This is a genomic window from Brevundimonas sp. SPF441 (genome assembly GCF_009661015.1).
GTDB classification, from domain to species: Bacteria; Pseudomonadota; Alphaproteobacteria; order Caulobacterales; family Caulobacteraceae; genus Brevundimonas; species Brevundimonas vesicularis.
Map to the genome: position 1 here is coordinate 120,775 of NZ_WJWX01000005.1, position 12,162 is coordinate 132,936.

Here is a 12,162-nt window from a genome sequence, read left to right on the forward strand (position 1 = left end):
GCCTACAGCGGAATGTTGTCGTGCTTCTTCCAGGGGTTCTCCTGGACCTTGTTCTTCAGCGTCCGCAGCGCCTTCACCAGCCGCCGCCGCGTGCCATGCGGCATGATGACGTCGTCGATATAGCCCAGGCCCGCCGCCACGAAGGGGTTGGCGAACCGGTCCTTGTACTCCGCCTCGCGCGCGGCCAGGGCCTCGGGATCGCCGGCCTCCTTGCGGAAGATGATCTCGACCGCCCCCTTGGCGCCCATGACGGCGATCTCGGCGGTCGGCCAGGCGTAGTTGACGTCGCCGCGCAGGTGTTTCGAACTCATCACGTCATAGGCGCCGCCATAGGCCTTGCGCGTGATCAGGGTCAGTTTTGGCACCGTCGCCTCGGCATAGGCGAACAGCAGCTTGGCCCCGTGTTTGATCAGGGCCCCATATTCCTGCTTGGTCCCCGGCATGAAGCCCGGCACGTCCACCAGCGTCACCAGCGGAATGTCGAAGGCGTCGCAGAAGCGCACGAACCGCGCGGCCTTGCGGCTTGAATCGATGTCCAGCACGCCCGCCAGCACCTGGGGCTGGTTGGCGACGATCCCGACCGTCTGGCCGTCCAGACGCCCGAAGCCGCAGATGATGTTCCTGGCGAAGTCGGCCCCGATCTCGAAGAAGTCAGCCTCGTCCACCACCTTCAGGATCAGCTCCTTCATGTCGTAAGGCTGGTTCGGATTGGCCGGGATCAGGGTGTCCAGCGACGGCTCGTCCCGCTCCGGCTCGTCATAGCTTTCGCGCACCGGCGGCTTTTCACGGTTCGACAGCGGCAGGAAGCCGATCAGGCGGCGCACCTCCGACAGGGCCTCAAGGTCGTTCTCGAACGCCCCGTCCGCCACGCCAGACTTGCCCGCATGGACCCGCGCGCCGCCCAGGTCCTCGTGGCTGACCACCTCATTGGTGACCGTCTTCACCACGTCGGGTCCGGTCACGTACATGTAGCTCGTGTCCTTCACCATGAAGATGAAGTCGGTGATGGCGGGCGAATAGACGTCGCCGCCCGCGCACGGGCCCATGATCACGCTGATCTGAGGGATGACCCCGCTGGCCAGGGTATTCTGCAGGAAGATGTCGGCGTAACCGGCAAGGCTCTCGACCCCCTCCTGGATCCGCGCCCCGCCGGCGTCGAACAGGCCGATGATCGGCGCGCCGGTGGTCAGGGCCATCTTCTGCAGCTTGACGATCTTGGCCGCATGGGCGCCCGACAGCGATCCGCCGAAGACGGTGAAGTCCTTGGAGAAGACATAGACCAGCCGTCCGCCGATCGTGCCGCGACCCGTCACCACCCCGTCGCCGGGGATGCGCTGGTCCTGCATGCCGAAGTCGTGGCTGCGGTGCTCGACGAACATGTCGGTCTCCTCGAAGGAGCCTTCGTCCAGCAGCACGTCGATGCGTTCGCGCGCCGTCAGCTTGCCCTTGGCGTGCTGGGCGGCGATACGCTTTTCCCCACCGCCCAGTTTGGCGGCGGCGCGACGGCGCTCCAGTTCTTCAAGGATGGCTTGAGTCATGATGGATCTTCGCCTCTCGTTCAAAGAACGCGTGGCGCCTTCATCGCAAAATGGCAAACGCAACTTTGCAAAAAGTGTGGAACTGCGCGGGCTTGCAAAGGATGGCGATATGATCTGCAAAGTTGCGAATGGCTGAGAAGCTTTTCCTGGGCGCCAAACTGCGCAAGCTGCGCGAGGCGCGCGGCTGGACGCTGGAGGCCTGCGCCGAGCGGCTGGGCCTGTCTCCGTCCTATCTGTCGCAGATCGAGACCAACCAGCGCCCGGCGACCGCGCGCGTCCTGATCGCCCTGACCCGCGCCTTTCACGTGGACGCCAGCCTGTTCGACCTGGAGGGCGATGCTCGCCTGATCGCCGATTTGCGCGAGGCGACCACCGACATCGCAGGTCAGGCCGAGCCGCCCACGGCCGCAGAGCTGAAACAGGCCGTCGCCAACACCCCGCGTCTGGCCCGCCAGTTTCTGGCCCTGCATCAGACCTTCCGTCGTCTGGACGAGCGGGTGAAGGCGCTGGACGACACCCTGGGCCGGGACGAACACGGCGCCAGTGTCGCCCTTTTGCCCTACGAAGAGGTGCGCGACTTCTTCCACTATCGCGACAACTACATCGACACGCTGGACACCGCGGCCGAGGCGCTGGCGACGACGCTGGTGCAGGACGGCCAGATCGAGCGGGCGCTGGAGTCTGCGCTGAGCCAGGCGCACGGCGTTCGCGTCGCCTATGTCGCCGGTCAGGAGGCGCTGCGTCGCTACGATCCCGCCAGCCGCGTCCTGACGCTGGACGCCTGGCAGCCCGGCGCGACGCGGTCGTTCCAGCTGGCGCACCAGCTGGCCCTGCTGTCCTTCCGCGATTTGATCGAAGCCGAACTGGATCAGGCCGCCTTCCGCACCGACGCCGCGCGGGACGTGGCCCGCGTCGGTCTGGCCAACTACGCCGCCGGCGCCCTGCTGCTGCCCTATCGCGCCTTCCTCGAGGCCGCGCGCGAGGAGAAGCACGACATCGACCGGCTGCGCACCCGTTTCCAGGTCAGTTTCGAACAGGTCTGCCACCGGCTCTCGACCCTGCAACGGCCGGGCTGGCGCGGCGTGCCCTTCTATTTCGCTCGCGTGGATATGGCCGGCAACATCACCAAGCGCCACAGCGCCACCCGCTTCCAGTTCGCCCGCTTCGGCGGCGCTTGCCCGCTGTGGAACGTCCACGAAGCCTTCGCGGCGCCGGACCGGATAGGGGTGCAACTGGCTGAGATGCCGGACGGCTCGCGCTACATCTCCATCGCGCGCAGTGTGTCCAAGCCCAGCGGCTCCTACCTGGCCAACGACCGCCGCTACGCCCTGTCCCTGGGCTGCGAGGTCGAACATGCGGGCGCCCTGGTCTATGCCGCTGGCCTCGATCTGAACGGCCCGGCCGCCCGGATCGGCGTCAGTTGCCGCATCTGCGAGCGCACCGACTGCACCCAGCGCGCCTTCCCGCCGCTGGATCGCACCCTGCACGTGCCGGAGAACGAACGCGGCGTGGTGCCCTATGTGCTGGATGGCCCGCGCCCCGACCGCTATTGATCGGGGCATGACCTCACACGCACCCATCGGCGTCGCCGTCGTCGGCTATGGCCTGGCGGGCCAGACCTTCCATGCCCCCCTGATCGCGGCGACCCCGGGCCTGACCCTGACCGCCGTCGTCTCGTCCCGGCCCGAAGCGGTTCACGCCGACCTGCCTGACGTCGAGGTCTTGCCCGATCTGAACACAGCCATCGCCCGCGAGGACATCGGTCTGATCGTCGTCGCCACCCCCGACGCCCTGCACGCCGAACAGTCGATCGCCGCTTTGAGGGCCGGCAAGTCGGTGGTGGTGGACAAACCCTTCGCGGCGACCCTGGCTGACGCCGAAGCCGTCGCCGCCGTCGCAGCGTCATCGCCCGGCGTTTTCAGCATCTTCCAGAACCGCCGTTGGGACGCCGACTTCATGACTCTGCGCCGCCTGATCGACCAGGGCGAACTAGGCGACGTCGCCGTGTTCGAAAGCCACTACGACCGCTTTCGTCCGGCCGTCACGGACCGTTGGAAGGACCAGCGCGACGGCGGCGTCTGGGCCGACCTGGGCCCGCACCTGATCGACCAGGCGGTGCAACTGTTCGGCCCGCCCCTGGCCGTCTATGCCGATCTCCAGGCCCAACGGGTCGGCGGCACGGCCATCGACTACGCCCACGTCCTGCTGCGCTATGACCGGCTGCGGGTCATCCTGAACATGAGCCACCTCGCCGCCGAGGCCAGCCTCCGCTACGCCGTCCACGGCGCGGGCGGCAGCTTCATCAAACACGGCCTCGACGCCCAGGAGGGGCAGTGCAAGGCCGGCCTGCGTCCCGGCGACACGGACTGGGGCGTCGATCCTTCGCCCGGCGTGCTGACGAAACAGATCGACGGCGAAACGGTCCGCGCCACGCCGACGCCCGAGCGCGGCGACTATCCCGCCTTCTACGCCGCCATGCGCGACGCGATCCTCGGCAAGGGACCGCCGCCCGTCCCAGCCGATCAGGCCCTGACCGTCATGCGCATCCTCGATGCCGGTCTGCGCAGCGCGGCGGAGCGGCGCGAGATCGCTCTCTAGCTCTTCTTGCGGCCCTTCGACGTCGCTGCAGGCGCGTGAGCCAATCGCAGCAGATTGGCCGCACCGGGCGCCCCGAACGGCGTGCCCGCCAGGATCAGGATGCGCTGGCCCGGCTCGGCCAGACCATATTTCACCGCGCTGTTGACGGCGTCATCTGTGACGGCCTCCAGCGAGTCCGGCTGCTCGCCCAGACGCGGCTCCAGCCCCCAGACCAGGGCCAGCCGCCGCGCGGTGTTGGGATTGGGCGTCAGCACCAGGATCGGCTTCAGCGGCCGCTCGCGCGCCATCCGCCGCGCGGTGCCGCCCAGGGTCGTGAACACCACCAGACAGCCTGTCGAGGGCGCATTCGCCGCCATCCGCGCAGCCCCGACCAGGGCGTCCACGTCATGCTCGTCCATGCCGGCGTGTTCGGCGCCCATCAGGCTGGGCCACATCGGATCGCGTTCGACCCGCTCGATGATCCGGCTCATGATGCCGACGGATTCCAGCGGATAGTCGCCCGACGCCGTCTCGGCCGACAGCATCAGGGCGTCCGCGCCCTCATATACCGCATTGGCCACATCGGTCGCCTCGGCGCGGGTCGGGGCCGGGGCGCTGGTCATGGATTCCAGCATCTGGGTGGCCACGATCACCGGCACGCCGCGATTGCGGGCCGCGCGCACGATCTGCTTTTGCGCCACCGGCACGTCCTCGGGATCCAGCTCGACGCCCAGATCGCCGCGCGCCACCATCACCCCGTCGCAATAGTCGAGGATGGCTTCGAGATCGGCCAGGGCCGCCGGCTTCTCGATCTTGGCGAGGCAGGCCGCCTGACCATTCACGATCCGCTTCAGCTCGGCCATGTCCTCGGGCTTCTGCACGAAGCTGAGCGCCACCCAATCCACGCCCATCCGTAGGGCGAAGGCCAGGTCCTCACGGTCCTTGGGCGTCAGGGCCGAGACCGGGATCACCGCCTCCGGCACCGCCACGCCCTTGCGGTCCGACAGCTTCGAGCCGCTCTCGACCGTCACATCGGCCCACTCATCGGTCCGCTCGCCCACACGCAGACGCACCCGCCCGTCGTCCAGCAGCAGCAGCATGCCCTTGCGCAGCGCCTTGAAGATTTCGGGATGCGGCATCTGCACCCGCGTTTCATCGCCGGGCGTCGGGTCCAGGTCGAAGCGCATGGTGTGGCCCGGCTTCACCGCGATCTCGACGTCCTTGAACCGCCCCAAACGCAGCTTCGGCCCTTGAAGGTCGGCCAATACGCCCAGCGGACGCTGCAGGGCCATTTCGGCGCCGCGCACCGCCTTCAACGCGGCGGCGTGATCCTCATGCGACCCGTGGCTGAAGTTCAGGCGGAAGACGTCCACCCCCGCCTGGGCCAGCGCCTTGACGGTGCTGGGCGCACGGCTGGCGGGTCCCAGGGTGGCGACGATGCGCGCGCGACGGGCTCGGTTCATGACGTTTCCTGTTGGCTCTCTCGGACGGCAAAACGGAGCCGCCTGGGCGATTTCGCCCTCTTCTGCCAACGAAACCCGCGCTGCGTAAGGCCGCCTTCCCCTCAGGAAACATGAGTTGACGGCCGGAAACAGGAGTTTATCTGGCCGCCGCCCCGCAAGTCGCCACGGCGAACCCGTTCAGATCGATGCACCGGCCCTCCACCTGCGGCGCGGCGACGCCGATCACATGGGCAAGCGTGGGGGCGATATCGACGGTGCGGATCGGCAGGAACCGCTCCTCGGCCTTGGCGCCCGGCCACCAGAAGATGATCGGCACGCGGCGGTCATATTCCCACGGCGTTCCGTGTCCGGCCAGGGTCGAGCCCACGCGGCCGCCCGAGGTGGTGTTCTGGGTCCAGGCGAACTGGATGTCGGGCGATCGCTCGGCGACGGTCGACAACCGCATCCGCTCGCGCACCGTCATCATCTCGGGCTGACGGCTGTCGGGCAGGGGCTCGGCCAGCAGCCGGTCGCGCGTCTCGGCGAAGGCCACGTCGGGCAGGGCGCGCAGCATCTCGACCGCCGCCTCCGCCACCTGTGTCCGCAACGGATCGGGCAGCGACTTGTGATCCGCACCGGCGACCATCCAGCCGCTTCCGCCGGACTGCAGCGGATCGGCGTCCAGGTTGAAGCGCGCCTTCAGCGCGGCGTTGACGCCCTTGATCGCATCGGTGTCGGCGCGGTGCGCCTGCGGATAGCCATGCTCGTGCAGCCGCTCGACGAAGTCCGAACCGCCGTGGTCGGCCGTGAGAACCACCAGCGCGCCGCCCGGAACCTCGGCCAGCTTGTCCAGGAAGGCGCCCAGCGCCGCGTCCAGCCGGTGCATCTGCTCGCACATCTCCGGCCCTTGGGTGCCGTACATATGGCCGATCCGGTCGGTGGCCGACAGGCTGACGCCCAGCATGTCGGTCGCCGCCCCCTGCCCCAGCTTCTGGCTGTCCAGCAGATATGCCGCCGCCTTCAGCGTCTGCTCGTCCAGCAATGGCGAGGTGTCGAACTTCAGCCCCGCCGGCGGCAGCACCGAATGGAAGGTCTGGCCGCGAATGGTCCAGTCGCCCGCCAGCGCCCGGCAGTCCGCGTTCTGGTAGTCCCAGGCTGTCGGCGTCGCCGCCGTCCAGGCGTTGAAGTCGCTGTTGAACGCCGCAACTGGCGCCAGCTTCGCCTCGGCCGTCTGTCCCGGCTCGACATAGGTGGTCAGTCCAAACCCGTCGGTAAACCAGAAGGCCTGCCCCTGATGACCGGCCAGATTGATCGCCCCGCGATCCTTGCCCGACACCGCCATGACCTTGCTGTCCGGACTGACGGCCTTCAGCCAGTCGCCCAGCGTCGTCGCACGCAGCTGGTCCGGGCCCACCGGTCCGTTGTCGGTGTCGTCACGCCTGTGCGCCAGATGGTTCTGCGGCGCGGCCAGACAATAGACCTCCTTGCCGGTCTTGCCGTCGATCCAGTCGTTGGCGGGGATGCCGGTCTCGGCCGGGTGCATGCCGGTCAGAACCGTGGAGTGGCCCGGGCAGGTCTCGGTCAGACCATGGGTCTGATAGCCGTTGATCGACACCAGTCCCTGGTCAGCCAACCGGCGCAGGCCGCCGCTGTAGCGGCTGCGATACTGGTTGAAGAGGTTGGCGCTGAACTGATCGACCACGATGGTCACGATCAGTTTGGGCGGCGTCAGGGCCGCAGCCGATGCCTGAGGCGCGGCGGCCTGAACCGGCGGCTTGGCGACCGGCGCGCCCGCACAGGCGGCGCCCGCGATCGACAAGACGGCCAGACACGCGGCGGCGACGTGACGCGACAGGGACATGAACAACTCCAACAACAGCCGTGCGGCCTCTAGCTGTTGCGGATGGCGCCCGCGTGACAGCCCGGCTCGCTCCTAGTGCGATTCCTTGGACCGCAGGCGCGCGACCTGATGCAGGACCAGCACCACCACCCCGCCGACGATCAGCCCGATCACGGCCGAGGCCACCGCCGTCGTCAGCCAGCTCATCACGCCGGCCAACGGCCCGAACAGTTCGCCGACGGCATGCGACAGATGCTCGACCGGTACCGCCGGCCAGTGCAGCCCCAGCGTATGGGAACCATGCAGCAGAATGCCGCCGCCGACCCACAGCATGGCCGCCGTGCCGATCGTCGACAGGGCGCTCATCACCATCGGCATGCCCTTGACCAGACCCCGCCCCAAAGCGCGCACCCCGCCATTGGGCCGCTGAGCCAGATGCAGGCCGATGTCGTCCATTTTCACGATCAGGCCGACCGCGCCATAGACGACCACGGTCATGGCGATGCCGACCACAGCCAGCACAGCGGCCTGGGTCAGGATCGGCTGCGCCGCCACATCGGCCAGGGCGATGGCCATGATCTCGGCAGACAGGATCAGGTCAGTGCGCACCGCGCCAGACACCGTTGTCTTCTCCAGCGCCGCCGCATCGCGCGCGACCGGCGCGGCATCCTCATGCCCGCCGTGCCCCATCGCCTCCAGCAGCTTTTCCGCCCCCTCGAAACACAGATAGGTCCCGCCGCACATCAGGATCGGGGTGATGGCCCAGGGCGCGAAGGCGCTGAGCACCAGGGCCACCGGCAGGATGAAGATCAGCTTGTTGCGAAACGACCCGAGCGCAATCTCGCTGATGATCGGCAGTTCGCGGCTGGGCGACAGGCCCATGACATAGCGCGGCGTCACCGCCGCATCGTCCACCACCACGCCGGCGGCCTTGGTCGAGGCCTTGCCGGCCGCCGCTCCCACGTCATCCAGCGACGCGGCCGCCAGCTTTGCGATGCCGGCGACATCGTCCAGCAGCGCGATCAGTCCAGACGGCATAGTCAGTCTTCCCGGCTGGGCGGCACATTAACGCCCTGCGATTTCAGATAGGATTTGATGTTGCGCGCGGCCTGGCGGATGCGCTGCTCGTTCTCGACCATGGCGATGCGCACGAAGCCCTCGCCGTTCTCGCCATAGCCCACGCCCGCCGCCACCGCGACCTTTGCGTGGGTCAGCAACTGCTTGGAAAACTCCAGACTGCCCAGATGCTTCAGCGCCGGCGGCAAGGGCGCCCAAGCGAACATGGAGGCGGCCGGCTTGGGAATGTCCCAGCCCGCGCGGGCAAAACTCTCGACCAGCACATCACGGCGGCGGTGATAGAGTTTGCGGTTCTGCTCGACGATGTCCTGCGGCCCGTTCAGCGCGGCGCACGCCGCCGCCTGGATCGGCGTGAAGGCGCCATAGTCGAGGTAGGATTTCACCCGCGTCATCGCCGCGATCAGCTTCTTGTTGCCGACCGCGAAACCCATCCGCCAGCCGGCCATGCTGTAGGTCTTGGACAGGGAGGTGAACTCGATCGCCACGTCCTTGGCGCCCGGCACCTGCAGGATCGAGACCGTCGGCTTGCCGTCGTAATAGAGCTCCGAATAGGCCAGATCGCTGATGATCCACAGGTCGTTCGCCTTGGCGAAATCCACGACGCGTTCATAGAAGGCCAGATCGACCGTCTCCGCCGTCGGGTTCGACGGATAGTTCATGACCAGGATCTTGGGCCGGGGGACGGTGAAGGCCATGGCCCGCTCCAGCGCCTCGAAATATTTCTCGTCCGGCGTAGTCGGCACGCTGCGGATCGCAGCCCCGGCGATAATGAAACCGAAGGTGTGGATCGGATAGGACGGATTGGGCGCCAGGATCACATCGCCCGGCTCAGTGATGGCGGTGGCCAGGCTGGCCAAGCCCTCCTTGGAGCCCATGGTGACGATCACCTCGGTCTCGGGATCCACATCAACACCGAAGCGGCGGCCGTAATAGTTGGCCTGGGCGCGGCGCAGGCCGGGGATGCCGCGTGACGCTGAATAGCCGTGGGCGTCGGGCTTCCTGGCCACCTCGATCAATTTGTCGATCACATGCTGGGGCGGCGGTAGATCGGGGTTGCCCATCCCCAGATCGATCACGTCCTCGCCCGCCGCACGGGCCGCCGCGCGCATCGCATTGGTCTCGGCGATGACATAGGGCGGCAACCGCTTCATGCGGTAGAATTCTTCAGACATGACAGGCTCGTCGTTGGGATCTGCGGCCGTGGATCGACCGCCTTTAGCGCTTAGCGCGCCAGCGGCCTCGCGCAACAGCATTGAAGGTCATTTTCACCCGTCAGGCGGACGAAATCTGTGCGTCGCGCAAAAACCTGGTCGAGAAGACAGCCGGTCCGCGTTCTCAATAGCTCAACCGCAGACCGATGCTGAGCGTTCGCGGCGGGCCGTATCCGGCGACGCCCGTGCCGGTTTCCGACACCTCGACATTCTCGTCGAACAGATTGTCCGCCGCCATCCAGAGGGTCGCGTTTGGCGTGAAGGCCCACTCTGTTCGCCCATCCAGCGTCACGGCGGCGTCCAGCACCCGGCTGTTCAGGTCGTCGTCAAACCGGCTCGATTCATAACGTGCGGCCAAGGCCAGGGTCAGTCGATCGGTCGCGCGCCAATCCAGCCCGGCCGTCGCGCTCCATTCCGGCGCCTGTGCGGGACGCAAGCCGGTCAGCTGCGCGGCGGACGATCCGCCGTCGATCTCGGCGTCGGTCCAGGACGCAGCGGCGTTCAGCGAAACGGCTGACGATAAGTCCAGCGCCCCCGTCAGTTCCACGCCCCAGGCGTCGATGGTCCCGGCGTTCTGGCGCTGGCGCACCACGCCGCCTGCCGGCACGAACCCGGCGCGCGGGAAGGTCGCCGGCCCGGACCCGAGAGTCACATTGACGATGGCGTCCTCGATCTGGTTCCAGAACACCGACACGCCCCAACGCACGCCCTCGCGGTCGAAGGCCAATCCCGTCTCCACACCCTTCAGCGTTTCCGGCGTCAGGGCGGCGTTGGCCTCGGTGATGTCGTTGCCGACGCGGAACGGCCGATGCAGTTCGTTCAGCGTGGCGGGCCGGAACCCGGAATAGGCTGCCGCCCGCGCCGCATAGCCGCCGCCCAGATCACGCCGAAGGGCCAGACGCGCGCTGACCACCTCGCCCGACCGATCCGGGTCGCTCTCGTTTAGCAGGACGGCACCGGTCGCCAGCGTGTTCTCCTGACGAAATCCGCCCGTATTCTCCCACCGATCCACCCGAACTCCTCCAGCCACCAGCCATTCGGCCGCGGTCCAGGACGCATCGACATAGGCGCCGGCCACAGCCGTCTCCCCGCCCGCACGCCGAATACGGGTGAAACCCGCGCCCGTTGGATTACTGAAGAGTTCGTTGGTCTCGCCGTCGTTGAAGCGCGCATCCGCGCCAAGCTCCCACTCCAGCCGTCCGCCCGCGAAATCCGCCATGCGTCGGCGCAGCGCCGCATTCAGTCCCCATCCCGTCGCGGGCGTCTTGAACTGATCGTTGGCCGGCGTCGTGGTCGAGCGGTCGGCCGACACCGAGGCCGAGCTATTTGCCAGATTGCTGTCGATCCGCCACGCCTGCAGCCGCCAGCCATAGCCGTCGGCCGACGGCGCCTGCGCCGCCGTGGCGCTCAGGCTGTGCCCGCTGGCGTTGGCGCGCGTTCCGGCCAGACCCGATCCGCGATCCTCCTCCCAGGTCGCCGCCCGCACTGACAGGTTCGCCTGTCCCAAGGCCGTATCGACCCGCAGCGCTGCACTTCGGCTGTCGAGATCCAGCGGCGTATCCGCGGCGCCTGCCGCCGGCCCGCGCACCGGCACATAGCCGTCGCTGACTTCGCGCAACCCGCTCAACGTCACCGCCACCGCCCCCACGCGCGTGGACGCCGACCCCGCCGTCCGCAACCCGCCCCGCTCGGAGGCCGACACATCCAGCGCGCCGCCTTTCCCGCGTTCACGCAGGGTGATCGTGCCCGTCAGCGCGCCCGCGCCATAGGGGCCCGAGCCCGCCCCCCGGATCACATCTAGGCTCTCCAGCGATTCCGGCGTCGCCTGGGACCAGATAACCCAGCCCCCGAACGGATCGTTCAGCGGCACGCCGTCCAGCAGCACCAGCGTCCGCCCCGCTCCAGACGGCGCGATGGCCCTCAGTGAAATCCCCTGGGTCGTCGGATTGGCCGCCGCGCTGCTGGTGCGTCGAAACAGCGACACCGCCGGCACGGACCGTAGCGCCTCATCCAGACGCGACGACCGCGACAGCACCGCCTCGTCGATCCGCACCACGGAAAACGCCGCGTCGGCAGCCGCCGGCGGCAGACGCGCGGCGGTAACGACGATCTCGGGCAGGGCGGTGGGCGGCGTCACATCTTGAAGCATCCCCGTCCCTACGGGTTTGCCGGCCAAGGGCAAAGCCTGACCTGGAAAGAAAGATTGAACTCACGCCATTGATCGTGAGGCGCGAACCGCATCGCCGTTAAGCGAGAGCCCATCCTTCCTACAAAAACCATGTAGATCAGCGCGCGGCTTGATTCTGGGCATGAAAAAACCCGCTATCCAGTGGGAATAGCGGGTTAAAACTTGGGTGCGGGAGTAGGATTTGAACCTACGACCTTCAGGTTATGAGCCTGACGAGCTACCGGGCTGCTCCATCCCGCGGCAAACGGTAGTGTATCGTGAAGGAAGAACGGATCGAGAAGGCCCGCGA

Annotated in this window: 9 protein-coding genes and 1 tRNA gene; 3 read left to right on the plus strand and 7 right to left on the minus strand. The window is 67.7% G+C overall.

The window, feature by feature from the left end:
• Positions 1-2: 2 nt before the first annotated feature.
• Entirely contained in the window at positions 3-1,538 is a 1,536-nt protein-coding gene (locus GGC30_RS05330; RefSeq protein WP_137722102.1) for an acyl-CoA carboxylase subunit beta, read from the minus strand.
• On the opposite strand from GGC30_RS05330, the gene GGC30_RS05335 reads away from it, so the two are divergent.
• From GGC30_RS05335 to GGC30_RS05345, 3 genes are read left to right on the plus strand one after another with little or no spacing between them, the layout of a single operon-like run.
• On the plus strand, positions 1,537-1,674 hold the full coding sequence (locus GGC30_RS05335; RefSeq protein WP_153923009.1) for a hypothetical protein: 138 nt from the start codon (positions 1,537-1,539) through the stop codon (positions 1,672-1,674). The genes GGC30_RS05330 and GGC30_RS05335 overlap by 2 nt on opposite strands.
• Positions 1,667-3,091 carry a short-chain fatty acyl-CoA regulator family protein gene (locus GGC30_RS05340; protein WP_153923010.1) on the plus strand — a complete coding sequence of 475 codons (1,425 nt, stop codon included), beginning with the start codon at positions 1,667-1,669 and terminating at the stop codon, positions 3,089-3,091. The genes GGC30_RS05335 and GGC30_RS05340 overlap by 8 nt, the downstream gene beginning before the upstream one ends.
• A gap of 7 nt (positions 3,092-3,098) precedes the next feature.
• A complete protein-coding gene (locus tag GGC30_RS05345) occupies positions 3,099-4,136 on the plus strand; it encodes an oxidoreductase (protein ID WP_153923011.1) in 1,038 nt (345 codons plus the stop codon).
• Here the strand turns inward: GGC30_RS05345 and pyk are convergent.
• From pyk to GGC30_RS05375, 6 genes are all read right to left on the minus strand, one after another.
• Positions 4,133-5,578, minus strand: coding sequence for a pyruvate kinase (pyk, locus tag GGC30_RS05350; RefSeq protein ID WP_045810132.1), 1,446 nt, complete (start codon positions 5,576-5,578; stop codon positions 4,133-4,135). The two genes, GGC30_RS05345 and pyk, sit on opposite strands and share 4 nt — an antisense overlap.
• Positions 5,579-5,714: 136 nt before the next feature.
• Positions 5,715-7,418, minus strand: coding sequence for an alkaline phosphatase family protein (locus GGC30_RS05355; protein WP_153923012.1), 1,704 nt, complete (start codon positions 7,416-7,418; stop codon positions 5,715-5,717).
• A gap of 72 nt (positions 7,419-7,490) precedes the next feature.
• On the minus strand, positions 7,491-8,435 hold the full coding sequence (locus GGC30_RS05360) for a DUF808 domain-containing protein (RefSeq protein WP_153923013.1): 945 nt from the start codon (positions 8,433-8,435) through the stop codon (positions 7,491-7,493).
• Positions 8,436-8,437: 2 nt separating this feature from the next.
• Positions 8,438-9,646 carry an LL-diaminopimelate aminotransferase gene (locus GGC30_RS05365; protein ID WP_153923014.1) on the minus strand — a complete coding sequence of 403 codons (1,209 nt, stop codon included), beginning with the start codon at positions 9,644-9,646 and terminating at the stop codon, positions 8,438-8,440.
• Positions 9,647-9,809: 163 nt separating this feature from the next.
• The gene (locus GGC30_RS05370; RefSeq protein ID WP_153923015.1) at positions 9,810-11,834 is read right to left on the minus strand and encodes a TonB-dependent receptor; all 2,025 of its coding nucleotides are present in this window, start codon (positions 11,832-11,834) and stop codon (positions 9,810-9,812) included.
• A gap of 202 nt (positions 11,835-12,036) precedes the next feature.
• Positions 12,037-12,113, minus strand: a tRNA-Met gene (locus GGC30_RS05375).
• Positions 12,114-12,162 lie beyond the last annotated feature (49 nt).